Source organism: Flavobacterium sp. (genome assembly GCF_044373165.1).
Classification (GTDB): domain Bacteria; phylum Bacteroidota; class Bacteroidia; order Flavobacteriales; family Flavobacteriaceae; genus Flavobacterium.
The window spans coordinates 1-25,084 of the sequence record NZ_JBILQL010000004.1 but is presented as its reverse complement, the minus strand read 5'-3'; the positions used below and the strand labels follow the sequence as shown (position 1 = coordinate 25,084).

Annotated in this window: 29 protein-coding genes and 1 riboswitch; of the genes, 19 read left to right on the top strand and 10 right to left on the bottom strand. The window is 37.8% G+C overall.

The genetic code is table 11. The annotated features are described in order from the left end of the window. The first annotated feature begins 20 nt into the window (after window positions 1-20). The 11 genes from ribA to ACIQ32_RS01240 are packed head-to-tail and all read left to right on the top strand — an operon-like array spanning window position 21 to window position 9,672. Window positions 21-608, top strand: coding sequence for a GTP cyclohydrolase II (ribA, locus tag ACIQ32_RS01290; RefSeq protein WP_396193839.1), 588 nt, complete (start codon window positions 21-23; stop codon window positions 606-608). Between the two features lie 31 nt (window positions 609-639). Next, window positions 640-1,281, top strand: a complete 642-nt coding sequence (locus ACIQ32_RS01285) for a CDP-alcohol phosphatidyltransferase family protein (protein WP_396193838.1) — start codon at window positions 640-642, stop codon at window positions 1,279-1,281. After that, window positions 1,278-2,255, top strand: coding sequence for a glycosyltransferase (locus tag ACIQ32_RS01280; RefSeq protein ID WP_396193837.1), 978 nt, complete (start codon window positions 1,278-1,280; stop codon window positions 2,253-2,255). Before ACIQ32_RS01285 ends, ACIQ32_RS01280 begins: the two co-directional genes overlap by 4 nt. After that, window positions 2,252-2,881: a methyltransferase family protein gene (locus ACIQ32_RS01275; RefSeq protein ID WP_396193836.1), complete on the top strand. Its 630-nt coding sequence runs from the start codon at window positions 2,252-2,254 to the stop codon at window positions 2,879-2,881. The genes ACIQ32_RS01280 and ACIQ32_RS01275 overlap by 4 nt, the downstream gene beginning before the upstream one ends. Further along, a complete protein-coding gene (locus ACIQ32_RS01270) occupies window positions 2,878-3,576 on the top strand; it encodes a class I SAM-dependent methyltransferase (protein ID WP_396193835.1) in 699 nt (232 codons plus the stop codon). The genes ACIQ32_RS01275 and ACIQ32_RS01270 overlap by 4 nt, the downstream gene beginning before the upstream one ends. A gap of 5 nt (window positions 3,577-3,581) precedes the next feature. Then, entirely contained in the window at window positions 3,582-4,349 is a 768-nt protein-coding gene (locus ACIQ32_RS01265) for a class I SAM-dependent methyltransferase (RefSeq protein ID WP_396193834.1), read from the top strand. Next, window positions 4,350-5,747, top strand: coding sequence for a lipopolysaccharide biosynthesis protein (locus ACIQ32_RS01260; protein ID WP_396193833.1), 1,398 nt, complete (start codon window positions 4,350-4,352; stop codon window positions 5,745-5,747). After that, window positions 5,744-6,643 carry a RibD family protein gene (locus ACIQ32_RS01255; protein WP_396193832.1) on the top strand — a complete coding sequence of 300 codons (900 nt, stop codon included), beginning with the start codon at window positions 5,744-5,746 and terminating at the stop codon, window positions 6,641-6,643. The genes ACIQ32_RS01260 and ACIQ32_RS01255 overlap by 4 nt, the downstream gene beginning before the upstream one ends. A gap of 3 nt (window positions 6,644-6,646) precedes the next feature. Beyond that, complete coding sequence (locus ACIQ32_RS01250; RefSeq protein WP_396193831.1) at window positions 6,647-7,585, top strand: hypothetical protein; 939 nt, start codon at window positions 6,647-6,649, stop codon at window positions 7,583-7,585. Window positions 7,586-7,596: 11 nt separating this feature from the next. Next, window positions 7,597-7,968 carry a 6-pyruvoyl trahydropterin synthase family protein gene (locus ACIQ32_RS01245; protein ID WP_396193830.1) on the top strand — a complete coding sequence of 124 codons (372 nt, stop codon included), beginning with the start codon at window positions 7,597-7,599 and terminating at the stop codon, window positions 7,966-7,968. A 9-nt stretch (window positions 7,969-7,977) separates the two neighbouring features. Further along, entirely contained in the window at window positions 7,978-9,672 is a 1,695-nt protein-coding gene (locus ACIQ32_RS01240) for a sulfatase-like hydrolase/transferase (RefSeq protein WP_396193829.1), read from the top strand. On the opposite strand, the gene ACIQ32_RS01235 is transcribed toward ACIQ32_RS01240, so the two are convergent. Continuing rightward, window positions 9,669-10,691, bottom strand: a complete 1,023-nt coding sequence (locus tag ACIQ32_RS01235; protein WP_396193828.1) for a LacI family DNA-binding transcriptional regulator — start codon at window positions 10,689-10,691, stop codon at window positions 9,669-9,671. The two genes, ACIQ32_RS01240 and ACIQ32_RS01235, sit on opposite strands and share 4 nt — an antisense overlap. A 272-nt stretch (window positions 10,692-10,963) precedes the next feature. On the opposite strand from ACIQ32_RS01235, the gene rplM reads away from it, so the two are divergent. The 6 genes from rplM to ACIQ32_RS01205 all read left to right on the top strand — a co-directional run bounded on the left by rplM (window position 10,964) and on the right by ACIQ32_RS01205 (window position 15,166). Beyond that, window positions 10,964-11,419, top strand: coding sequence for a 50S ribosomal protein L13 (gene rplM / locus ACIQ32_RS01230; RefSeq protein ID WP_290875465.1), 456 nt, complete (start codon window positions 10,964-10,966; stop codon window positions 11,417-11,419). After that, a complete protein-coding gene (gene rpsI, locus ACIQ32_RS01225) occupies window positions 11,419-11,805 on the top strand; it encodes a 30S ribosomal protein S9 (protein ID WP_176306470.1) in 387 nt (128 codons plus the stop codon). Before rplM ends, rpsI begins: the two co-directional genes overlap by 1 nt. A 160-nt stretch (window positions 11,806-11,965) precedes the next feature. Continuing rightward, on the top strand, window positions 11,966-12,772 hold the full coding sequence (gene rpsB, locus ACIQ32_RS01220; protein ID WP_396193827.1) for a 30S ribosomal protein S2: 807 nt from the start codon (window positions 11,966-11,968) through the stop codon (window positions 12,770-12,772). Window positions 12,773-12,883: 111 nt separating this feature from the next. Beyond that, window positions 12,884-13,852 (top strand): translation elongation factor Ts, encoded by a 969-nt coding sequence (tsf, locus tag ACIQ32_RS01215; protein WP_396193826.1) that lies wholly within the window; start codon window positions 12,884-12,886, stop codon window positions 13,850-13,852. A gap of 113 nt (window positions 13,853-13,965) precedes the next feature. Then, the gene (locus ACIQ32_RS01210) at window positions 13,966-14,616 is read left to right on the top strand and encodes a queuosine precursor transporter (RefSeq protein WP_396193825.1); all 651 of its coding nucleotides are present in this window, start codon (window positions 13,966-13,968) and stop codon (window positions 14,614-14,616) included. Then, window positions 14,606-15,166, top strand: a complete 561-nt coding sequence (locus ACIQ32_RS01205) for a DNA-3-methyladenine glycosylase I (protein ID WP_396193824.1) — start codon at window positions 14,606-14,608, stop codon at window positions 15,164-15,166. Before ACIQ32_RS01210 ends, ACIQ32_RS01205 begins: the two co-directional genes overlap by 11 nt. Before the next feature lie 3 nt (window positions 15,167-15,169). Here the strand turns inward: ACIQ32_RS01205 and aat are convergent, their stop codons facing one another. The 3 genes from aat to ACIQ32_RS01190 form a co-directional block, all read right to left on the bottom strand. Beyond that, a complete protein-coding gene (aat, locus tag ACIQ32_RS01200; RefSeq protein WP_396193873.1) occupies window positions 15,170-15,811 on the bottom strand; it encodes a leucyl/phenylalanyl-tRNA--protein transferase in 642 nt (213 codons plus the stop codon). Window positions 15,812-15,926: 115 nt separating this feature from the next. Further along, window positions 15,927-16,304: a DUF3127 domain-containing protein gene (locus ACIQ32_RS01195; protein WP_396193823.1), complete on the bottom strand. Its 378-nt coding sequence runs from the start codon at window positions 16,302-16,304 to the stop codon at window positions 15,927-15,929. Window positions 16,305-16,306: 2 nt separating this feature from the next. After that, window positions 16,307-17,182: a flavin reductase family protein gene (locus tag ACIQ32_RS01190; protein WP_396193822.1), complete on the bottom strand. Its 876-nt coding sequence runs from the start codon at window positions 17,180-17,182 to the stop codon at window positions 16,307-16,309. Window positions 17,183-17,413: 231 nt separating this feature from the next. On the opposite strand from ACIQ32_RS01190, the gene ACIQ32_RS01185 reads away from it, so the two are divergent. Next, on the top strand, window positions 17,414-18,568 hold the full coding sequence (locus tag ACIQ32_RS01185) for a sensor histidine kinase (protein WP_396193821.1): 1,155 nt from the start codon (window positions 17,414-17,416) through the stop codon (window positions 18,566-18,568). A 2-nt stretch (window positions 18,569-18,570) separates the two neighbouring features. Here ACIQ32_RS01185 and ACIQ32_RS01180 read toward each other — a convergent pair whose 3' ends face one another. The 3 genes from ACIQ32_RS01180 to greA form a co-directional block, all read right to left on the bottom strand. Further along, window positions 18,571-19,722 (bottom strand): transglutaminase domain-containing protein, encoded by a 1,152-nt coding sequence (locus tag ACIQ32_RS01180; RefSeq protein ID WP_396193820.1) that lies wholly within the window; start codon window positions 19,720-19,722, stop codon window positions 18,571-18,573. 67 nt (window positions 19,723-19,789) lie between these two features. Further along, window positions 19,790-20,179, bottom strand: a complete 390-nt coding sequence (locus ACIQ32_RS01175) for an HIT family protein (protein WP_396193819.1) — start codon at window positions 20,177-20,179, stop codon at window positions 19,790-19,792. Between the two features lies 1 nt (window position 20,180). Next, on the bottom strand, window positions 20,181-20,657 hold the full coding sequence (gene greA / locus ACIQ32_RS01170) for a transcription elongation factor GreA (protein ID WP_396193818.1): 477 nt from the start codon (window positions 20,655-20,657) through the stop codon (window positions 20,181-20,183). 160 nt (window positions 20,658-20,817) lie between these two features. Here greA and ACIQ32_RS01165 point away from each other — a divergent pair, with 160 nt between their 5' ends. Continuing rightward, entirely contained in the window at window positions 20,818-21,240 is a 423-nt protein-coding gene (locus tag ACIQ32_RS01165; protein ID WP_396193817.1) for a hypothetical protein, read from the top strand. 32 nt (window positions 21,241-21,272) lie between these two features. Here the strand turns inward: ACIQ32_RS01165 and ACIQ32_RS01160 are convergent, their stop codons facing one another. The 3 genes from ACIQ32_RS01160 to ACIQ32_RS01150 form a co-directional block, all read right to left on the bottom strand. Continuing rightward, window positions 21,273-23,462: a TonB-dependent receptor gene (locus ACIQ32_RS01160; protein ID WP_396193816.1), complete on the bottom strand. Its 2,190-nt coding sequence runs from the start codon at window positions 23,460-23,462 to the stop codon at window positions 21,273-21,275. Window positions 23,463-23,543: 81 nt separating this feature from the next. After that, window positions 23,544-23,637: riboswitch (TPP riboswitch) on the bottom strand. Between the two features lie 41 nt (window positions 23,638-23,678). Then, complete coding sequence (gene arfB, locus ACIQ32_RS01155) at window positions 23,679-24,080, bottom strand: alternative ribosome rescue aminoacyl-tRNA hydrolase ArfB (protein WP_396193815.1); 402 nt, start codon at window positions 24,078-24,080, stop codon at window positions 23,679-23,681. Further along, window positions 24,070-25,084: DUF4301 family protein (locus ACIQ32_RS01150; RefSeq protein WP_396193814.1), on the bottom strand; the 1,015-nt coding region annotated here is incomplete at its 5' end. The genes arfB and ACIQ32_RS01150, both read right to left, overlap by 11 nt.

The following is a 25,084-nucleotide window of genomic DNA, read 5'->3' as shown; positions in this document are numbered from 1 at the left end:
TGCTAGAAAAAGAAAATACAATGTTGAAAAACCAAGTTGAAACCATTTTACCCACCGATTGGGGAAACTTTAAAATCATCGCTTATTCTGAAGATGAAAACGATTGGATGCCACACATCGTTTTGATTCATGAAAAAACTGATTTCAATACTACGATTCCAATTCGCTTTCACTCTGAATGTTTGACGGGTGACATCTTTCATTCTAAAAAATGTGAATGCGGCAAACAACTGCATAACGCTTTGGCTTATTTTGAAGAAAATGGCGGCATCTTAATTTATTTGCGTCAAGAAGGGCGAAATATCGGTATTATCAATAAACTCAAAGCCTATAAATTGCAAGAAGAAGGCAAAGATACAGTGGAAGCCAATTTAGAGTTAGGCTTGCCGGCTGATTCCCGCTCTTTCGCAGAAGCTCTCGAAATTTTGATGGATTTACAAGTCCGCTCGGTTTATTTGCTGACCAACAATCCGGAGAAAGTAGCGGTTTTCGACAATTCGCCTATAGTGCTTAAAGGCAGAATTCCCATTGAAATTAAAGCTTCTCAAGAAAGCAAAAAATACCTCGAAACCAAAAAAACGTTTTTCAAACACTTTTTAGATTTATAAAAGCATGTGGGTGTCTGCAAAATATGATTGGATGTTTTTTCAATCGGTCATTTTACTGATAGGCACGGCTATGGATTTTATGACCTCCAAACTGTTTTTCTGCCCATTGTTTGGGCTTTTTTTGTTTTTGGGAATGCTATACAAACATTGGAAAGATTTTACCGAAATTAATGTTTGGGGCGGATGGCCAAATTTAATTACCCTTAGCCGATTGACACTGTTGTTTGCGGTACCTTTTTTAGACCATGCCTTTGACTTGGGGGTGTTGTGTTTGACCGTAGTTTGCCTGGATGGTTTAGACGGATTTGCAGCACGAAAACTAAATCAAGCTACTGATTTTGGTGGTATTTTGGACATGGAAACCGATGCTTTTTTCTGTTTGCTTTTTTCCCTAACGATAGCCCTACAAAATCCCGATTTGCAATGGGTTTTACTAGGCGGTTTACTTCGTTATTGGTATAAAATCACCACCACTTTAATCACGAAAAACGGATATACTGAGCGCAAAAAAAAGTACGCGCGATTTGTTGCAGGCTGCTATTTTATCTCTTTCATTCTTTACTTTTTTACCATTGACAGCATCGGAAAGTATTGCCTTTCCATAGGAACAACATTGGTAATTTTGTCTTTTACTGCTTCTTTTTATGAATTTTTAAAGTATAAAGAAGCATGATTAAGTTGTTAACATCCAACATACACCAAAAAATTTCAGGCGGAACCATTTACAATTCGCAATTGCTTGATGTTTTGGAAAAGCACGATTATTTGGTCTCATTGGAAATCACTACAACCTTGGATGCAGTTGACTTTCATCAGGAAACCACTTATCTCATAGACGGCATTTTAATAGACTCTGAATTCGATATAAAACGGCTGAAAAACGGAAAAGTTTTTTTCCTGATTCACCTTTGCCCTTCTAAAAACCCGGCGCTTTCGGCTTCAACTCGCGAAACACTAATAGCCATAGAAAAAGAAATTTGCCAAGACTTTCAGGTTATTGTTACAGGTAAATCTTCTTTGGATTACCTCACCGAAACTTTAGGGCAATCCACAAAAAACACTATGTTGCTTCCTCCGGGCATTCCGAATAACTGGTTGTCAAAAAAAACTTATCCCAAGCTGCCCGAGAAAATGCTTTATTTGTCCAATTTCATTGAAGGCAAAGGACACGATACATTGCTGGAAGTAGTGGCCAAACTCAAAAACGAAAAGATCACCATTGACTGTTACGGCGAAATACTTTCGGAAACTTATTGGGATGCCTTTAATCGTTTTCGGCAACAACACAAACTCAACAATATTCACTACAAAGGTGTTGTCAATTACACACAAATCAATGCCTTACTTTTGGAATACGATTTACTATTGCACTTTTCTGAATACGAAAGTTTCGGAATGAGTTGTATGGAAGCTTTAGCTTCGGGTTTACCTATATTGATTACCCCAACCGGAAACTTTGAAACCTATACTGCTTTGGGTGTGAAAGGAATTTTGACGGGTTTTGAAACTGAAGAAGCTTGCGCTCAACTGCAAAAAATAATCTCTTCGGAGTCCTATTATCAAGAACATATTGATGCTTTAGTCCATTTTAAATATGCTTCTTGGGAAGAAACTTTTAAACCGTTACGCTTACCATTGAAATTATGACAGAAGTTGCTTTTATAATCGGATATCTCTCATTGGCAGTGGAATTGTTGTTTTTCCATGTGCCGAGCGTGGCCAATACCCAAAACTTCTTCCGCAAAAACGATAACTTCAAAACCGGTCAGAACAAGTTTATTACCAATATCCAAAACTGGTCTTTCCCGAAAAAAATCGTTTTATTGGCCATTCCTGCCGCGATGGTTCAACTCTACTTTTTATTGCCTTTTCTTTATTTTTTTCCAAGTAGTCATGCTGAACTTTTCTTGGTTTTTAAATCCAGTAATTTAACCGATTTTTTGGGGCTGCTTTGTGTGCTTTCCGGTCGGTTTTTAACTTTTGGCTCGATGCTGTACCTGAGAAAAGAAAATCGGCAAACCAATAATTCTTTTACCTTACACACCGGCGGCATTTTTCGCTACACCCGAAATCCGGGCTTAGATGGTATGTTTTTGTTTTTCGGCGGACTGGGATTGCTATTCCCTTCAATATGGCTGTGGTTTGGATTAATTTTCTATATTTATTATATGGTTTTCAGAGTGCGCATTGAAGAAGCTTTTCTACAAGATATTTTCAAAGATGAATTTATAAACTACCAAAAACAAACCAACCGATTTTTATTCTTTAAATGACAACAAACAACGAACAACAAACAATCAAAAATTGGTTTGACAACACTTATGCCAAGCGTGGCGAAAGTTACCTTCGACCCAAAGAAGCCTATTATATTTTTGCCGAATTGCTTCAACTGAAATCAGAAAAAAACTTTCTAGATGTGGCTTGTGGTTTAGGTCGGATGCTGGAAATCAGCAACGAATACGGGGTGAACAATTACGGAATTGATTTATCGGAAATTGCCATTGCCAAAGCCAAAAAAAAATTGCCGACTGCAGTTTTACTGGAAGCCAATGCTGAAGCACTTCCCTTTAATGACACCCATTTTGATTATGTTACTTGCTTAGGATCGTTGGAGCGAATGATTGACAAAGATAAAGTATTGCAAGAAATCAAAAGAGTCACAAAACCTGAGGCTACCTTGTGTTTTATGGTGCGAAATGCTAATTCGTGGCGCTGGATTTTCACCAAAAAACTACTGTTTACCATCAACCGTAAAGGCCATCAAGAGGCCAAGACTTATGAAGAATGGGAGCTACTGTTCCAACAAAACGGCTTAAAAGTTATGCAATGCATTCCCGACCAATGGCCTATCATGAAAGGATTAAAACTGTTGAGTTTAGGTCGTTTCAATGGGTTTAAAACCAAACAAAAAAGTGCCACACCTTTAAAGTTTGCCAACGAGTTCATCTTCATTCTCCAAAAAAACTGACTCCTATGCCCAAGCATCATGACATAGTGGATTTATACGATTCGCTTTTTGAAATGGAATCCCAATTCAAAAAAGATGCTTCCTATCCTATTCATAAGCGAATGAACTTTGGCACTGCTTATCACGACATTTACGATTTTTTATTATCCAAGATTAACGTTCAAAACAAAACTATTTTAGACGCCGGTTGCGGTGTAGGCTTCGGGAGTTTTTTATTGGCCAAGAGCGGTGCCGAACACGTTAAAGGCATCAGTATCAGCAGCAAAGAAATCCAACGAGCCAGTGAAGTGAGTAAACAATCTCAAACCAATAATGTTTCGTTTGAAGTGGCAACTTTTGATGACACGCAACCTAATCAATACGATCTCATCATTTGCATAGAATCGTTGAAACATACTTTGAACATTGAACAATCTTTTAACCAACTTTTAGCCGGATTAAAGCCTAACGGGATTTTGTGCATAGTAGATGATTTTTTTGATGAAAACCATAACAAAACTAGTATGGCTTTTCAAAAAGATTGGCATTTGAATTATTTGATTTCACTTTCGGATTTAAAAATGGGAACAGAAAAATTTGAACTGACCATAACCGATTTGAACAAATGGATGTATCCAAAATCGTTGTGGAAAATCAACTTTAAATTGTTGCTTTTTAAAATTTTTAAAAGGAATTCGAATTTCACTAAACTGTTTCGAGGCGGTTTATTGTTAGACAAACTTTACGCTCAAAAACAAATGAAGTATCTGATGGTTCAAATAAAAAAAAGGTAAATGAAAAAAACGCTGTTGTACACTGTTACCGGCATTATTCCTCCGGCTATGACGCTCATGTTGTTGCCGGTTTACTTGCATTATTTGAGTACCTCGGATTATGTGGTTTTGGCTTTGACCAACTCATTTATTGCTGTTTTTTCCATTTTTTTTAATCTGAAAACCGATCAGGCCTACCGAACACTTTACTTTCACGATACAGAGAACACGACCAAACAAAAAGAACTGTTCCAAACCTTATTCGGATTTCACTGCATAGGTTTGTTCATTTGGCTGTTGGTTTTTTACCTTACCGGTGATTGGATTTTTAGCTTATTGTTCGAAAATAACTTTTCATTCTTTCCAAATGCTTGGATTATATTGGCTACATTTTTAGTTAATAACCTCTGCAATCTTTTCTACATTCATCTACAAAATACAGGAAAAGTCAAAACCTATAGCCTATACATCATTGTACCGACTATGGCTATGCACATTTTTCAATTATTGGTTATTTTCATCTTCCAACTTGACTTTTTCTGGTTTTTATTAACGGCATTATTGGTTAATTGTTGTGCTTTTTTGGTAATGTACAGTCAAAATCGGTCGCTGTTTTTGTTTGCCTTCTCCAAACCTTTATTCATTGAAGCTGTTAAGTTTTCATTGCCTTTTATTCCATTCTTGATTTTATACAATGTAGAAAGCCAACTGGATCGTTTTTTTATGGAACGGTATTTAAGTATAGACGAATTGGCCGGCTATGCAGTTTTAATGGGTATAACTGCGGCCATACTGACGTTCTTCAACAGTATAGACAACGCCATTCGGCCTGAATTGTATCACGATTTGTCGGCTAAAAAGCCTTCCTTGATAACTTCTGTAAGAGAAAAACTCAATTTGTACTTGATGTTTGGTTTAATGGCTTTTAGCTTTTTACTCGCTTTCGGCTCTCACATTCATTGGTTTTTAAACCACGAAAAATACAACGGAATAGCGGAATATTTCCCATGGATAACGTTGGCTTTTCTTCCCGTTATCGGGATTCGCTTTTGGGCATTACAATTGGTATTCGACAAAAAAGTGGGACAAATTAACCGGTTTCTTTTGGGTAAAATTATCTTTTTATTCCTCCTGTTTTTAGTCCTGATTCCAATTTACAAAATATACGGTGCTCTGATAACCATTGGGATTTCGAACATTTTAAATGCTTTGGTGTTCTTCAAATTAACACCCCTTAAAGTACTGCCTTCCCAAAAAATCAAACGCTTTATACTGCTTTTTATTGGTTTAAATACAGTAATAGTATTGATAGAGAAGACAAACTTTTTATCTTTGGTAACGGTATTTCAGTTTTTGCTGATGAGTGGGCTCTTTATTAATTATTACCGAAACCACTTAAAAAACATTCCGGAGTCATGAAGATAAAAACAAAATATTGGGAATTGTTGTTGGCTATTAAAAACAGCTACAAAGTCCTTGACCCAAAAACAGCGCAATTGCTCATCACGACTGACTACCAAGTTGAAAAGAGTCAAGATGTTAAGCTGCCGGAAAATGGTTTGGCGCTCCTCTTTTTTCACCCGAACCATGATACTACCTATCCTTTTTACTACATTATTTACTCGGATTTATTGCCCAAAAAACTCAAAAAAATATTAGCCTTGTATTTGGATTACATTTTGGTGAACCATGACTCGGAATTGCCTTTTGCCTGTGCCCATTTAGCCCAAACCATCGATGGTAAAATTGCTACTAACAGCGGTAAATCAAAATGGATTGGCAACGAGGAAAACCTGATTCATGCTCATCGGGTAAGGGCTTTGGTAGATGCGATTTTGGTTGGTGGTAATACTTTCAGAATAGACAAACCACGATTGGATGTTCGATTGGTAAAAGGCGAGAATCCTGTTAAAATAATTTTAGCCAATTCTGTTTTAGAACTTCAAAACCTATCCGAAGGCAAAACCTATTTGTGTAGCACAAACGAACTCGAGTATGATCATTTGCCAGAGAAAACGGAAGTCATCAACTTACAGTCTACTAATGGCTTTATTCATTCCAAAGATTTGTTGAAAGCTTTAAAAGACCGAGGAATTCACTCTATTTTAATCGAAGGCGGCTGTAAAACGCTTAGAAAATTTATTGAAGAAGGCACGCTTTCCAGAATAGAATTTCACACCGCGCCAATGCTTTTTGGTTCCGGGAAAAACGGAATTGAGCTGGAAGAAATTAATGAATTATCGGAAGCTTTTTATCTTAAAAATCCGCAATATTATAAGTTTGGCAATGCCATCATGACGGTCTCAAATTTATAATTTATGGAAGCAAAGTCCCTCTGGCATACCGATGAAAGACAGTCCGAAATTCTGTCAGAAACCTTTAGACTTGCGCCGTACTGTTTGGAAGTTGTAAGCGCTTATTCTGCTATCAGTTTAGGTACCGAAAAATTGGTCGCCACCGGAAAAGTTCCCACCGAAATGCATCAAATTATGAGAGTCCCTTATCAATCAGGAAATTTTGCTTTTCCGGTAAAATACGGTTACTCAATAGTTGGTAAAACCAAAGAAAACGAATGGCTTCATGCGATGCATCCGCATCAAGATTGTTTTTCGATTTCGGCAGCTGATGCCTATTTTTTTTCAGAAACAGTCAATCCGATGGTTGCCACACAACTTTCAAATTTAGAAACAGTGATTAATGCGTTATGGATGTCTAAAGTAACTGCTGAAGATTCGGTTTTAGTTTGTGGGTTGGGCAGTATTGGTATTCTTTTAGCCCAAACACTCAAAGAGTATGTCGGAGCCAAAGTTTGTGTTTTGGAAACCAATCCGACAAAAAAAGCAGCTTTGCAAAACTGGGGATTTGAATCCTGCAACGGTCAAAAAGAATACACTATTTGCTTTAACGTTTCGGCGCATGCTGACGGATTACAATATTGTATTGAACACACCGTTGCCGAAGGAAAAATAATGGAACTCAGTTGGTACGGAAATCAAGCTGTGTCACTAAAACTCGGTGCTCATTTTCACTACAAGCGCTTACAAATCATCAGCGTTCAAGTGGCTGAAATCCCGATGGCTTATCGTGAAGAGCAAACCTATCGGTCTCGAAAACAATTGGCAGAGAAGCTGATGTTAGAAATAGATTATACCAAATTCATTACTCGAATTATTCCTTTTGCCGAACTGCCGAGCTTCTTTGAGGAAATCAGAAAAGACAAGCCTAATAACGATTTTATTACAATTGTAAAATATTAACAACACACCTTATGTATTTTGTAAAAATTAGAGAAAGTATCATGATTGCCCATTCACTCAAGCATCCGTTCTTCGGACCTGCTCAAAAGGTACACGGCGCTACTTATGTAGTGGATGTTACTTTTAAATCGGAGGCTGTTGACGAACACAATGTAGTTATAGATATTGGCTTGGCGCATCAAATAGTAAAAGACGTATTAAAACCGTTAGACTATCAAAATTTAGACGACCTGACAATATTTGAAGGACACTTAACCACAACAGAATTTATAGCCAAGTTTATTTTTGACGAGGTAACTTCAAAAACAGCTTCCTTTTTTAAAGGAAAGATTGGCGTTTCTATTAAAGAAAACCCAAATGCTTGGGCTGGATTTGAATCTTAAATTAAGCGCATGATCGGACTAGTAGTTTTTTTGTTGCTTAGCTTTTTATTGTTTGCACCACGCTATGCTTTCAATAGCAAAACTGCTGCTTTTTTTCCGTTAAAAGAATTTTTTCCTAAAGGGCGTTTCAGAATACAGCCTTTTTTTACCCGTTTCAATGAAGATGTTTTTCGGCTCAATTGGGAATATGCTCTTCTTGTAGTGGTTTTATCGATGTTACAAAATGAAATTCCGATGGTTTATGCTAAGGTAATTTTAGCGGTATTTTATTGGTTAACTTTGATTTTCTTTCTTTACCACCATAGCATTTATGGGATTTACAAATCATATCCGAGTTTTAAATCGGATATAGCATTAATACGGCAAGGCATACAAATTGGTTTCAGTGGATACAAAACAGCGCTTTTCACTGGCTTTCTTTTGTTTTTAGGTTTGAGTGGATTGGTGTTTTGGGCTAATTGTTATTTAGTAGAAATGCTCTTTGCTGCTAATATTCTTCTGTTCTACTGTTCTGTAATAACTTTTATCGGTATTGCTTATTGGTGTTATAAGAAAGTCAATCCGTTGCAATTTACAAAGGAAGAAAGATTTGAAATTCATCACTTTGCCACTATACAATGGAGTTTGAGTTTGTTGCTTTCCAATCTTTTCTTTACCCGAAAAACTAAGGAAGATTTGGCGCAAATTCCGGAACTGATAGCCCAAAGTGTGGTAAAAATTCCTAACGATTTGTCTTTAAAATCAAAACCTAACCTTTGCTTTATTGCTATTGAATCTTATGGCGCCATCTTAAATGAAAATGAGGTCTACCGTGAGCGATATCAAACTCTATTGGAAAATTGGGAAAGAAAACTGCAAAATGAAAATTGTAAATCGGCCAGCATTCTCTCGGAAACTACTGTAACCGGTGGAACTTCATGGGTTTCTTACAGCTCTTTCCTAAAAGGGGTAAAAATTAAAAACGACTTTATCTATCGGTTCTTACTCAATCATCAAAAAGAGCATAAAACCCAATCTGTTCTGGATATTTTAAACAAATTAAACTACGACACTTATCTCGTGGCAGGAATCGGCGGCTTCGAAACCCTGTCGATTGAATGGGAAAAAATCATGTCGTTCTTGGGAACTAAGAATACCATCAAATACAGTGATTTAGAATACAAAGGCGAGACGTTCAACTTTGGCCCATCGGCACCCGACCAATTTTTACTCAACAAAGCAAGGGATTTGATGAAAACCAAAAGCAAGAATAACCCTTTTGCCTTTTTTGTGGAAACCATCAATTCACATTACAATTTTGATTCTCCTACAAGAGTCCTTCCCCAATGGACGGATTGTCAAACGGCAAACCGACATGAGTATAAACCCTTAGAAAATTTATCCGAAAAACCGGTGGAAAATTATTTCGAAGCCATAGCGTATCAACTTAATAATCTCGAAAATTTTATCAAGAATGACAATTCTTCAGACACTATTTATATAGTATTTGGTGATCATCAACCGCCCTTAATAACGGATCCCAAAAACAGTTACAAAACGCCAATTCACATTATCTGCAAAGAAACTGATTTTATCAAACCATGGTTAGCCGTAGGTTTTGAGCATGGACTTAAAACGAAGTTAGCATCACAAAAAAAATTCAGTCATGCCGACTTCAAAAAAATATTTACGGAAATCTTCTTCAAAACCTATCAAAATTGTTAAACTTTCTTGGTAGAATCTCTTTGGCGCAACTCGGTTTTAATAGTGGTAGTAGTATAAGTATAGGTTTCGTCTTCGCTCTCTAACTTGTCAATTAATAATTGGGCAGCCACTTCTCCAATTTCCGGTCCGTGCTGACTGACTGTTGACAAACTCGGTGTCATTCGGCGCGACCAAACACCATCGGCAAAACCAATAATCGATAAATCTTGAGGTATTTTATATCCGTTTTGGATTCCGAGTTTCATAGCAGTAACCGAGGCATGTTCGTCTAAAGCAAAAACACCATCGGGTTTGTTTTTGATAAAAAAGCCTCCAATTTTAGCATTGAACTCCTCGTTATTATTAGTCAAGATAACCATATTTTCATCGACCTTCATGCCATTATTTTCCATGGCTTTATAGAAGCCTTTGGCTCTGAGTTTCCCAACGCTTAAATTGTCAATAGCAGATAGCAAGGCGATTTTTTTACAGCCGGTTTTAATTAAATGTTCTGTAGCATTCACCGCCGATTCAAAATCGTCTACAATTACTTTGTCGCAATTCACTTCATCAACTATACGGTCAAACATTACAATTGGTGTTCCTTCATTTATAATGGACGTAAAATGACCAAATTGTTGCAATTTTTGTGATTCCTCCGCTATGGAAAGAATAAAACCGTCGATGGTACCGTTGCTCAACATTTCGAGCGCATTGATTTCTTTCTCCAAGGATTCATTAGAAATACAAGTAATCACTTTGTATCCTTTTTCGTCAGCCACTTTTTCAATACCGCTAAAGACTTTGGCAAAAAAAGAATTCAAAATATTGGGAATAATTACACCAATGGTTTTAGTACGACGGTTTTTAAGATTTAAACCAATCACATTGGGCTTGTAATTTTTTAACTTGGCATATTCCTGAACACGTTGTTTAGTAGGCTCACTGATTTCAGGACTTCCGTTAAGTGCTTTAGAAACGGTAGAAACAGAAACGCCTAATTCTTTGGCAATTTGTTTTAAGGTGGCTTTCGACTTCATTTTTATCTGGTTAAAGTGTAAAAATAGTAAAATTTAGGCAGCAACCCTCAACTGAGTGATGAAACTTCCTTGAAAAGAATACAAAATTTCAACTGTTTGAGAGTAGTTCAAGCTCAAACCATCAGTCGTTAAGTCCATTCAACTCTATGTTTTTAGGTAAAAAGCAGTAGATTAGCAAAATATTTAAAAAAGGGTGTTTGCTTTTATCATATTTAATTGTACTTTTGCAACCCCTTTATTGGGGATGGAATGTTTAATTAAAATAAATTATTGTGAACACATTAAGCTACAAGACAGTTTCAGTAAACAAGGCCAATGCCGACAAGCAATGGATTGTTGTAGATGCTGAAGGTCATAACTTAGGTCGTTTAGCTTCAAAAGTAGCGATGCTTTTGAGAGGTAAATACAAACCAAGTTATACGCCGCACGTTGATTGTGGAGATAACGTAATTGTTATCAACGCCGAAAAAATCAACTTGACTGGTAACAAGTTAGATGACAAAACGTACATCAGACACACAGGTTATCCAGGAGGACAAAGAAGCTTGACTGCTAAAGTAATGCAACAAAAAAACCCTGCATTATTGGTGGAAAAAGCTGTAAAAGGAATGTTACCTAAAAACAAATTAGGAGCAGAATTATTCCGCAATTTAAATGTAAATGTTGGTCCAGAGCACAAACACGCTGCTCAACAACCGAAAACCGTAAACCTTAACGACTTAAAGTAATGGGAGTTATTCACAAAATCGGTAGAAGAAAATGTGCTGTGGCACGTGTGTATGTTTCAGAAGGAACAGGAAAAATTACCGTTAACAAAAGAGAATTCAACAACTACTTCCCAACAGCTACTTTACAGTACAAAGTATTACAGCCAATGTCTATGACAAACAACGCTGACAACTTTGACGTAAAAGTAAATGTATATGGTGGTGGTTCAACAGGACAAGCTGAAGCTGTTAGAATGGCAATTGCTCGCGCTATGTGCGAAGTAGAAGCTGAAAACAGAGCTATCCTAAAACCTGAAGGATTACTAACAAGAGATCCAAGAATGGTTGAGCGTAAAAAATTCGGTCAGAAAAAAGCACGTAAGAGATTCCAGTTCTCTAAACGTTAATCGATTAGAACTTTTATTCGTTCATTTAGTATTGAAATTAAAAAACAAGTTGCCGATATTCTTTTTGTTGAAAAAGGAATTAGTTTAGCATCTAAATTTTCAAGACCGTCGAAAGAGCTACTTGAAAATTGCTAACCAACGGAACGTAAACTATTACACAATGGCAAACAAAATTGAAGTTAAAGAATTACTAGAAGCCGGTGTTCACTTTGGACACATGACTCGTAAATGGGATCCAAACATGGCTCCTTACATTTATATGGAGCGTAATGGTATTCACATCATTAACCTATATAAAACTGCAGCAAAAATTGAAGAAGCTAACGAAGCTTTGAAAAAAATCGCTGCTTCCGGTAGAAAAATACTTTTCGTAGCTACCAAAAAACAAGCAAAAGATATCGTATCTGAAAAAGCACTAGCTTGCAACATGCCTTACATCACTGAAAGATGGCCAGGTGGTATGTTAACCAATTTCGTTACTATCCGTAAAGCCGTTAAAAAAATGGCTTCTATTGATAAAATGAAAAAAGACGGTACTTTCATGACTTTGTCTAAAAAAGAAAGATTACAAGTTGATCGTTTACGTGCTAAGTTAGAGAAGAACTTAGGTTCTATCGCTGACATGTCTAGATTACCTGCTGCCTTGTTCGTAGTAGATATCAAAGCTGAACATATCGCAATAAAAGAAGCACAAAAATTAAACATTCCAGTTTTCGCCATGGTTGATACTAACTCTGATCCACGTGAAGTAGATTACGTTATCCCGGCCAATGATGATGCTTCAAAATCAATTGATAAAATTTTATCTTTAGTAACTGACGCTGTAAAAGACGGATTAGCCAACAGAACTGCTGACGCTGCTCCTGAAACTGACGCTGAAGAAACTGTAGAAGTAGCTGTTGCTGAAGCACCGGCTGTTGAAGCAGCTCCTGAAGTAGAAGCTACAGAAACTAAAACTGAAGAATAAAACAAAAAATAATTACGAATTAGGAATTAAGAATTACGGATTATTTTGACTCGTAATTTGAAATTCGTAATTCGTAATTTACTTTTAAAAAACTTTTAAATTAAAAATATTATGTCAACAATCACAATTACTGCTGCAGACGTAAATAAATTAAGACAAACTACAGGTGCCGGAATGATGGACTGTAAAAAAGCTCTAGTTGAAGCGGAAGGAGATTTCGATAAAGCTATACAAATCCTTAGAGAAAAAGGACAAAAAGTGGCTGCTAACCGTTCTGACCGTGAGTCTTCTGAAGGAGCTGCTGTTTCTTTTATTAATGCCGACAACACTAAAGGAGCAATCATCACTTTAAACTGCGAAACAGATTTCGTGGGTAAAAATGAGGCTTTCGTAGCTTTAGCAAAAGATTTAGTGGAAAGAGCGATTAACTTCTCCTCTAAAGAAGATTTCTTAGCTTCTGATTTCAACGGAATTACAGTTGCCGAAAAATTAATCGAGCAAACCGGTGTGATCGGTGAAAAAATCGAAATCGGTGGTTTTGAAATTTTAGAAGGCGCTTTCGTTGGCTCTTATGTTCACGTAAACAAAATTGCAGCCTTAACTGCTATTTCTGCACCAATTGCTAACGCTGACGTTTTAACCAAAGACATCTCTATGCAAGTAGCTTCTATGGGTGCTGACACCTTATCTTACAAAGATTTTGATCCTGCTTTCGTTGCTTCTGAATTGGCTGCGCGTATTGCTGTAATCGAAAAAGAAAATGAAGAAGCAAAACGTTTAGGAAAAACTTTGAAAAATGTTCCTAAATACATCTCTTTCTCTCAATTAACTCCAGAAGTTTTAAAACAAGCGGAAGAAGATGCCAAAGCGGAATTAAAAGCAGAAGGCAAACCGGAGCAAATTTGGGATAAAATTGTTCCTGGAAAAGTGCAACGTTTCATCTCTGACAATACTACTTTAGACCAAGAAAAAGCTTTATTGGATCAAAACTTCATCAAAGATGACAGTAAAAAAGTAGGTGATTATGTTAAAGGTTTCAACGTTGAAATTACAGGTTTCAAAAGAGTAACTTTGGGATAATCTTAGAATTAAAATTATTAATTCACCATATTAAAACCTCGGTTCTTCAGGAATCGGGGTTTTTTTTATCAAAAAACTGTACATTTGGTTCATAGGTATGTAAATCAAAACTCATGTTCCAATCCAAAAAAGACACCGTCTATGTCATACTCGCCGGCATATTCATCACCAATGCTATAGTAGCCGAACTCATAGGTGGCAAACTAATCGATGTAGGATCAGCCGTAATGAGCATCGGTATTTTACCCTGGCCAATCGTATTTGTGACCACCGACTTAATCAATGAATATTTCGGAGAAAAAGGCGTTAGAAAATTATCCTTCATCACCGCCGGATTAATCGCTTACACCTTTTTTATATTGTATTTCGCCATGAAAATTCCGGCTACGGGAATCAGTTCGGTTTCTTCGGAACAGTTCAATGCGGTTTTTGGGCAAAGCCAGTTAATTATTGTAGGCAGTATCATCGCTTTCTTAGCCTCGCAATTAATTGACGTTACGATTTTCCATTTCGTCAAAAGAAGAACCGGCAACAAAATGATTTGGCTCCGAAGCACAGGTTCCACTATTATCTCTCAATTTTTCGATAGTTTTATCGTGTTAGGAATTGCCTTTTGGCTTCCGGGTATTATGGACACCAAAACCTATATTATTTCGGGTTTAACCGGTTATACCGTTAAATTGATTATTGCGGTAGGCATGACTCCTTTTATCTATTTAGGCCATTACTTAATCCAAAAATACCTCGCCAAAGATGGAAACTAAAACACGCTGCGCTTGGTGCGAAAAAGACGATTTATACCGCGATTACCACGACAACGAATGGGGAAATCCAATTTACGAAGATGATAAATTATTCGAGTTCTTGGTTTTGGAAACTTTCCAAGCCGGTTTGAGTTGGTACACGATTTTAAAGAAAAGGGATAACTTCAAAAAAGCCTTCGCCGATTTTGATTACAGGATTGTAGCGGTCTTTGATGACTACGAAGTTGAAAAATTAATGAAAGATGCCGGTATCATTCGCAATCGTCTTAAAATTCAAGGCACAATATCCAATGCGATTGCTTTTATGAAAGTACAGGAAGAGTTTGGCAGTTTCTCCAACTACATTTGGAATTTCACTAACGGAAAACCCATCGACAACCAACCTAAAACTCTGGCTGATGTTCCTGCAACCTCGCCACTTTCGGATACTATTAGTAAAGATTTAAAGAAAAGAGGTTTTAAGTTTATTGGTTCCACCACCGTTTACGCTCACATGCAAGCCACAGGAATGGTGAATGATCACGTAGCCGAATGCTGGAAGAGGAAATAGTGGTCAGTTGGCAGTCTTCAAAACTTTAATAAAAGTATCACGCGAAATCTCGAATGCGCCCAATTGCTCTAAATAATCATTGTGTATTTGGCAATCGAGTAATTTATAGTTTTGTTCTTTCAAGTATTGTACTAAAGTCACAAAGGCAATCTTACTCGCATTCGACACTTTAGAAAACATGCTTTCGCCGCAAAATACATGGCCTAAATCCACGCCATACAAGCCACCAACCAACTCATCATTTTGCCAAACTTCCACCGATTGGGCAAAACCCATTGCATGCAATTTGATATAGGATTCAATAATATCTTCAGTGATCCAAGTGCCTTCTTGCCCTTTGCGCTTTATCTGTTGGCAATGCCTTATCACCGTCGCAAAATCTTGGTTAAAGGTAACTTTAAACTGTTTTCGATTCAATAAATTCCGAATGCTTTTTGAGACTTTGTACAACTGAGGCACCACAACCATACGATCAGGTGGTGACCACCAAAGTATTGGCTCGTCTTCATTAAACCAAGGAAAAATGCCATTGCGATACGCCAATAATAATCGCTCCGTCGACAAATCGCCGCCTACGGCCAAAATACCTTCATACGAAGCTTCTTCGACCGGCGGAAAGTATAAATCTTTGGTAAGGAAATGCATAACTTTAGAAAAATAGAGAAAAGAAGCAAAAGCCATGAAAAAGTAAAAACGAAAAAACCATTCGCACATTTAAACTGTTAGAATGGTCTTTGTTCTTTACTCTTTGCTCTATTTTCTAGAATGGTAAATCGTCGTGCTCTTCTTCGTTGAAGTTCGTAGCCGGTGCAAACGCTTCCGCCGGTGGCATTGGTGCCATTCCGGATGCAGCGGGAGCTTCAGCTTGCATTTTTTCAATTCTCCAACCTTGAATATCGTTGAAATATTTGGTTTCTCCTTGCGGATTTACCCATTCTCTTCCTCTTAAGTTGATGGAAACTTTTACCGCTTCTCCTACATTATAGTTGTTCAACAAATCGCACTTATCTTGCACAAAATTGATACTGATAAATTGCGGATATTGCTCTTCTGTAGCCACAACTAATTCTCTTTTTCTAAAACTGGCACTCACTTGTTGCTCAGGATTAATCACTCTAATTTTTCCGGTAACTTCCATAATTATTGTTTTGCTAAAAGCACTTTCCAGGCGGAGAGTACTTCATTATTATTCAAATATTCTTTTGCTTTTTGGTGGATTTTTTGTTCGTCGTCTGAACTTAAAACGCCTTTAACGGCAAAATTCTGTTGTACAAATATAGTAATTTCTTCTTCTGTTGGCAAGGCTTCAACATTTCCTAATTTCCCCAAATCATTCCCGTTAAAAACAGGGCTTTTTTTAATAAAATCGGGTATCGCATCCACGCCTATTCCCAGGGTTACCAAGGGTTTCTCGACTTCAAACAACCCTTGATTGGATCGCGAATACCAATTGCCGCCCAGTCTCGAAACCAAGTCAATTTTACTTTGATCTATTGCGCCTTTATCGTCTAAAACACTTTCGTTGATGTGGATCTTCACCACTTCACAAATAATTAAATTCCCGGCACCGCCTTGATTACCTAAAGCGATAATTTCGTTGACTTTACACTCCATTTGCACCGGACTTTCGGCCACCCGATAAGGTTTCACCATATCCGAAGGCAGCATCGTCAAACCCGATTTGATAAACTCGTTCACGCCATCGGGATATTCCGTACTCGACAATGACATTTGTTGCACTATGTCGTAATTCACCACGTTAATCACTACTTCCTTAGTGGCTTCACAATTCTCTAAGGTGTGTTTGGTCGTATTATTTCTCACCCGACGCGCCGGCGAAAAAACCAAAATTGGCGGATTCGAACTAAACACATTAAAAAAACTGAATGGCGATAAATTAGGTTTCCCGTTGGCATCAACCGTGCTGGCAAAAGCGATTGGTCGAGGCGCCACAGCACTTTGCAAATAGCCCTGTAACTGAGCGGGAGAAAGTGTATGAGGTTCAAAACTGAGCATAATGTTTATTTTTCCCAAAAATACAATTTTAATTGATTTGAGGAGCGATCTCGTCTTTTGGGACGAGAGGGCATTCTTGCGGTCCATATTCCTGCTTTCTGTTGCAATCTTATTGTATTTTCCTTCCGCTTCGCTTCAGGATAATCCAAAAGGATTTCCACGGCAATCAGGGCTAAACCAAAATCGTCTTGCACTTTTGGCGCTTTTGCCTATATTTATAAAAAATTTAGCATGCAGTTTTCCGAAAGAAGAAACATCACCCGTTGGATAATTATCGTGACGTCTTTTATCATCGTGACCTTAATTCTGTGGAATACTTACACCTTCTTCCAAATCTTTAAAAATGAAGAGCGCATCAAAATGGAGCTTTGGGCACAAAGTTTAAAAGCCTTCAACAATGCCGACCCTGAAACCGGCGACATCGAACTGCCCAGTTTAATCATGAGCAATAACAAAACCATTCCGCTCATCTTGACCGAAGAAAATCAGATCATCAATCACGTTAATATTGAAGAAGATATTGCCGGTGATAAAGTCAAACTCAAAGACTATCTCGAAAAACTCAAAAAAGAAAACAATCCTATTGTGATCGAATACAATCCGGGTAAATTTTGGAAATTGTACTACGGCAATTCATCGTTGCTAAACAAGCTCAAGTACTATCCAATTGCTTTATTGCTCATTATTTTTCTCTTTGCCGCTGTGGTGTACAACTTTTACCGCAGCACCAAAATGGCCACGCAAAACAAGCTTTGGGCTGGAATGGCTAAAGAAACAGCACATCAAATCGGCACGCCTTTATCTTCGTTAATCGGTTGGCTCGAAATTATGAAAGCCAATAACATAGATCCGGTTATGGTGACTGAAATTGAAAAAGACATCACCCGTTTGCAAACTATCACTGATCGTTTTTCTAAAATCGGTTCCGAACCAATACTGGAAGAGCGCAACATTATAGCCGAAACCGAGCAAACTTTCGACTACCTGAAATCGAGATTCTCGAGTCAGGTTGAATTTAGTTTTAAAGCCCCAAAAAAACCTATTGTAGTCTCATTGAATCCGGCTCTTCACAGTTGGACGATTGAGAATTTGGTCAAAAACGCCATCGACGCCATGAAAGGACGTGGTAAACTTTCGGTCGTGATAGAAAACGATGACCAAATGGTAAAAATTATGGTATCTGATACCGGAAAAGGCATTCCCAAAAACCAATTTAAAAGTATATTTGAACCGGGTTTTACCACCAAAAAAAGAGGTTGGGGATTGGGTTTATCACTAACCAAACGAATTGTAGAAGAATACCACAAGGGAAAAATCAGGGTGTTGCACTCCGAAGTAGGGAAAGGAACAACGATGCTGGTTTCGTTTAGAAAAACAACTGGATAGATTTATCCTCTGCCGGACAACATCAACTTTCTTCCTATTTTGGTTTTGTTCAAATACTCGTTTAAAAACTTCTCGTGCTTTCCAACTTCTTTCAGATTGTTACTGATATTTCTTTTCAATTCTGAAAACATTGTACTGTTTTGACTCCCAACTGAGCCAATCTTGTAAACCTCATCATTACAATACACAAATTTATCTTTTACGGATTGTAACATGGCCTTTAATTCCTCATCAGGGATAGCCGGTTTAAACTGTCGTTGTCGGTAAATCACATAGTCGTTAAAATAACCGATGGCTTCGTTGTACTTGTTAACCAATTCGTTTAATCGATTGATGTTTTTGTTGGCTGTCAGTGCTGTAAAATTACCTTTCAACAGTTTGTGATACTCCACAATTAAAGGATTTTTAAAACCGCTTTCTTCCACTCTTGCTGCTTCTTCAAAGGCCTTTTCATTTTCGGATAACTTTTCATAACGTTCGATTTCGGTTACAAAATCAAAGTTCATTTTGGGTTTATTCGATTGTTCTTTTCCTTCATAAAACTCCTCATTATTCCATGGGGAATTCAAAAACTGCCACAAATAATCAAACGGCATATGGGTTTTAATCATCGTTTGTGGCGACACTTTGAAATATGCATTGTTCAACTTTTTGACAAACTGCTGTTTTTCAATATAGCCCGCACCCCATGTTGGATCAAAGAGATACCATTTCCCTTCAATTTTAGCGGCACACCAAGCATGAGAAATCGGCGCCACTTTTCCGGCCTGTTTGGTATACCCGGAAATTATTACAGTAGGAATATCGAGTAAGTTGGCTACTGCTTTAAAAACTTCCGCGTAATGAATACAAACCCCTTTTCGAGTTCTTAATGCCTTGTCTGCCTTCTCTTCCGGAGAATCTAGTTGGTTGGGTTCAAACATATTCGGAACATCGTAAATGATGTTAGAAGCTGTCCAATAATAAAGTGCTCTGATTCGATCCGAAGGTGTTTTGAAATTAGTATCGATATACCGAGCAATACCAACTGTACTTCCGGTTAAATCGATTGGAATTTGGTTCATTTTGGCATCAATTTCCGAATAAACATTCGGCGTTTGACCCAAACCCAATTGGATCCCAAAAAGCAAAATGATTAATAGTGAATTCTTCATAGCAAAAACCTATAAAAAACCCTGCCAAATTTGAATTGCAGGGTTGTAATATTATCCTAAAAATTGCTTACAAATGTTGTTGAATTTGATTTGCTAAAGCTTCAAACTCTTCTTTGGTTAAGGTTTCTTTTCGTTGAAATCGCATATCATCCATATCGTGTAACGGAATCAGATGAACGTGAACGTGCGGCACTTCTAAACCAACCACAGCTACACCGATTCGTTTACAAGGAACGGCTTTTTCAATGGCTTTGGCTACTTTTCGGGCAAACTGCATTAAGCCCAAATAATGGTCTTCTTCCATGTCAAAAATCTTATTGATTTCTTGTTTCGGAATGCATAGCGTGTGTCCTTTGGCATTAGGATTAACATCTAAAAAAGCCAAAAATTGTTCGTCTTCGGCAATTTTGTAGGCCGGAATTTCTCCGTTAACGATTTTAGTGAAGATAGAACTCATTTTAATCTCTGCTGATTTCTAAAATTTCGAAGTTCAGTTTTCCGTTTGGCACACTGATTTCGGCAACCTCACCCACTTTTTTTCCCAATAAACCTTTACCGATCGGAGAAGTTACAGATATTTTACCCGACTTCAAATCAGCTTCGCTTTCGGCTACTAAAGTGTACTTCATTTCCATGCCGTTGGCTTGGTTTTTAATTTTTACTTTCGATAAAACCAAGGCTTTTGACAAATCCAATTGCGATTCATCGATTAAACGAGCATTGGCATAAAGTTCTTCCATTTTGGCTATGCGCATTTCCAAAAGGCCTTGTGCTTCCTTGGCGGCGTCATATTCTGCATTTTCAGATAAATCACCTTTATCTCTGGCTTCGGCAATGGCTTGAGAAGCTTTCGGTCTTTCTATACTTTTAAGTTGGTCTAATTCGTCTTTTAATTTTTTTAATCCTTCAGCGGTGTAATACGATACTGTACTCATAATTTCATCATTTATATAAATAGAAAAAATCCCATCGGAACGGGATTTCTTTTTGCAAAGATAGTATTTTGATACTTATTTCAAATTTGTTTACGTTGGATAACGTTTGTCAAAGTTAATTAAATTAAATTTGTTTCGCTATAGTAAACCTAAAATTTATATGAAAAAGATACTCCTGTTGTTTTTAATTGGCTTAATATTGAGTTGTGACAGTGGCTCAGTGAATTATAACAATCCTAACATCCCGAATTATCAGGTTAATTTACAAATCAATATGAATTTACCGGGTTATACCAACTTACAATTCCCCGGCAATCGAGTACTTGATTACAGCCAAGGTGCAAGAGGTATAGTCGTTTTCAATACCGGAAGTGGGTACAATGCTTTTGATTTGGCCTGTCCGAATCAGGCTTTTACTATTTGTACTGAACCAATGACTGTTTCGCCCGGGAATACCAATGCCGAATGCAATTGTGATGACAGTTTTTACAGTTTGTATACCGGTATTGGATCAGGACAACAATATCCAATGAAACCTTATCGGGTAAGCATCAACGGAAATACATTAATCATAACCAATTAAAAAAAGCCGAACGAAATGTTCGGCTTTTTGTTTTATAATTTTAGGGTTGCTCCTGCGAGGAAATTGATTCCCGCTTGTGGATAAAACCCTGCACCTTCTATAGTAGTAACACTTCCGGGTGTGCTCCAATCGTCATCAAAGGTGTAAAAATACCCGTTGGATTCGTACTCTAAATTAAACAAGTTATTGACTAAAGCCGAAAATACGATTGACTTCACTGCTTTGTTGATTTTCCATTCATAAGAAACATTCAAATCGTTTACAAAATAAGCGTCGAGTTTAGATTGCTCAGAATCGATGTTGCCCATGTACTGGTCGCTTACGAATTTAGAAAGTAGTGAAATCTGAAAATCTTTAACCGGCAAATAGGTAATTCTATTGCCAATTACCCAATCAGGGGAAAAAGCGATATTGGTATTGCCTAAATTTTGCAAAACGCCATCTCTTCGGAATACAAAATCGCGATTTTTGTTTTGACTGAAAGTCATATTCGGATTAACGATCCATTTGTCGGTTAAAGCGATAACCGATTCTACTTCTAATCCTACACGATAGCTTTTCCCGCTATTCGTGAAAATTGGTGAACCCACGTCGTTTAAGGCACCGGTTAACACCAATTGATTTTGGTAATTCATATAAAAGGCATTCGCCGAAACATTTACTTTTTTCGATTGGTATTTCCAACCCAATTCGTAGTCGAACAAGCGCTCGGGTTGGGTACTGCCGTTTTCGTAATCGTCGCGACGCGGTTCTTTATTCGCTACTCCGAAATAACCGTAAAAGGAATTTTTCTCATTAAAATCGAAATTCAACCCTAATTTCGGATTGAAAAATCGGAACGTATCGTTCACCTCGTTAAAACGAAAACTGGTCGCTTCGTAAAACACCATGCGGTATTGCAAATCAGCAAAAACATTGAACTTACCGAATTGTTGCGATGCTTTGGCATACACATTAACGTCGTCTTTATTTCCGATATTGTTGTAGTAGCGATTGGCATTTGGGGTGTAATATTGCGTCCAAACCACTTCCCCGAAATGATCTCCCAAATAGCGATTGGCTGCACCGCCGAACATTACATCAGTTTTAGGCGTTTTGTAGTTTAATGAAAAAACAGCCCCGAAGAAATCATTGTCCAACCATCTTTTTCGCACCAAATCGGATACGGTATTGCCTTGAAAATTGGGCAAGTTGTAATCGGCTAAAGTTTCGTCTTCACGGTATTGTTCAAAATAGCCTTTCCCGATAGTATAATGCAAGGCCGTGTTGGAAATCCATTTTTCCGACCATTTTTCCGACCAATGCAACTGGAAGTGATTTTGAGCATAGTTGTCGGTTTCATCATCGTAGAATTGCCTATTTCCATTTTCATCAAAATACATTCCTGCCGGATTAAAGGTTCGGTCGTTGGCCAATTGCTCAGGATCTTCTATACCGTACCAAGCCTGATAGGTTTTTTCTTTTCCGCCGAATGCCATCGCTTTAATTAAAGTCGTTTCGGTGACATAATTGGCATTAAAAAAATAACCGAACAAATTAGACGAAGCCCTGTCAATAAAACCATCAGAAGCAATATTGGAGAGCCGCGCGTTGAGTTCAAAGTTGTTGTGCAAACCGGTTCCAAACGCTAAAGTGTGTTTGCGTGTTCCGAAACTTCCACCGGAATTGGCAATCTCGGCATACGCCTTTTCCTGATAGGATTTGGTTTGCATGTTCAAACTGGCTCCAAAAGCGCCTGCTCCGTTGGTAGACAATCCGACACCGCGTTGCAACTGCACGCTTTCCAAAGAAGAGGCAAAATCGGGTAAATTGACAAAAAAGGTACCCTGACTTTCACTGTCGTTAAACGGAATCCCATTAAGGGTAACGTTGATTCTGGAACCATCGGCACCGCGAACCCGCATATAAGTGTAGCCAACACCATTGCCGGCATCGGTGGTAGTAACTACCGACGGCAGGTAATTGAGTAAAATCGGGATGTCTTGTCCGAGGTTTCTGGGAGCGATTTCCTTTTTGGAAAGATTGGTAAACGTGACCGGATTTTTGCCTTTGGCTCGTACCGCGGAGACTGTAACTTCGTCGAGTGCATTGACTTTGGTGGTGTCTTTAGCCGTTTGCTGAGAAATGACCAAAGAAGGCAAACAACATAATGCAGTGATTAATACTGCCTTTGTACTTCGTACTTTGTACTTCGTACTCTTTGTGGTGAATAAAGTTTTCATTCGTAAATTTTTACGAATAAAAGGGGCAATTATTCTTGGTTAATATTCAATTGATACTCCTGACGTACGACTAACGTGCACTTTAGTTTTTCGTCAAATCCTTAAACAGCATTACCTGTTCTAAGTTCGTTGGGTATGATCTCAGCTCGTTATTTAGAGCACCCCTTTGAGACGGAGCAAAGATAATTACAAATTATGAATTACAAATTATGAATTTTAGAATTTCGGCTTTCTTCTGTTTTGTTTGATTTCCGAAAGATTGCGTTTGGTTTTGATTCGTTTTTCGATAACGGAGCGCGGAATCTTGGTGGGTTTTCTTTTTTTCGGAACTATTAAAGAAGATTTAATAAGTTCCAAAAACCGTTTGGTAACTATAGTTTTGTTCTTGAGTTGGCTTCGGTCTTCGTCGCAACTAAGGATAAGTATCTGTTCCGAAGTTAGTTTGGACGCTAGTTTAGAAGTCAGCAAGTCCTTTTCCTCATCGGTTAACGCGTGAGAATTGTTGACATCAAAAGAGAGCATAACTTTTGAAGAAACTTTGTTGACATTTTGCCCGCCTGCACCTGAGCTTCGAACTGCTTTAAACTGCAGTTCGGTTAACATTATTTCAGTTTTCATATTGCGGTTGATGAGCCGGTTTGAGTAAGTCGTTTACCGTTTTTACCGGATTAAATGTCACTAACGGCACTTCTACAAAAACCGTAATCCATTTGGCCATAGCTCCGTTCCAAAGTCCGGGTAACTCGTAGCCTTTGAGTTCTTTCCCTTTATTGTTTTTATGCACTATAAAACCTGTGCTGTGGTCAACAAATTGGGTTAAATTGAACTTTTGCCCTTGGTAATTTTTAGTGGCACAAACTAAGTCAACAGGATTGAAATGGGTCGCTTTGGCTAAAACAGTCGCTTGCTCTAAATTATTGGTTTCAACTTGAGAGCTCTCTACAATTTGGAGGGAAACATTTCCTTTGGAACTTCTCACCCAAAACGGTCCGCCACCGGGTTCGCCTTCATTTTTTACCATACCGCAAACGCGTATCGGTCGGTTTAATTTGTTTTTGATAAAATCAATTTTATGCTCCAAAGTATATTTTTGGAAATCCTTTAACACATCAATATTGAGCTGCTGTTGCATGAAATCGATGACAACAGGTATGTCTTCAGCACTGAGGTTATTTTGGTCGATTGCCGTCAAGATTTGGAATGTTTTTTCTTGCAATTCCAATAAAATTCCGGCCAACCCTTTTTTGTAAAGCGTAATTTCGTTGATATGATTTTGAATTACATTATCGATGTTTTTGATGAAAATAACATCTGCATCGAGTTCGTTTAGATTATTAATCAATGCACCATGACCACCGGGACGAAAAACTAACTCGTTGTTTTCATTGCGAAAAGGTTGGTTATTCATATCCACTGCAATAGTATCAGTGCTTTGATCTTGATAAGAATAGGTAATGTGTACTTTGGTATTCGACTTGCTTTCGACTTTCTCTTTAACCTTGTCAATAATGGCTTTGAACAGATTTTCGTGATGCTCTGTAACCGTAAAATGCAAATGTGAAACCGAATTCGACGAGGCGTAAAAGGCACATTCGTTTAAATGCTCTTCAACCGGAGTTGCT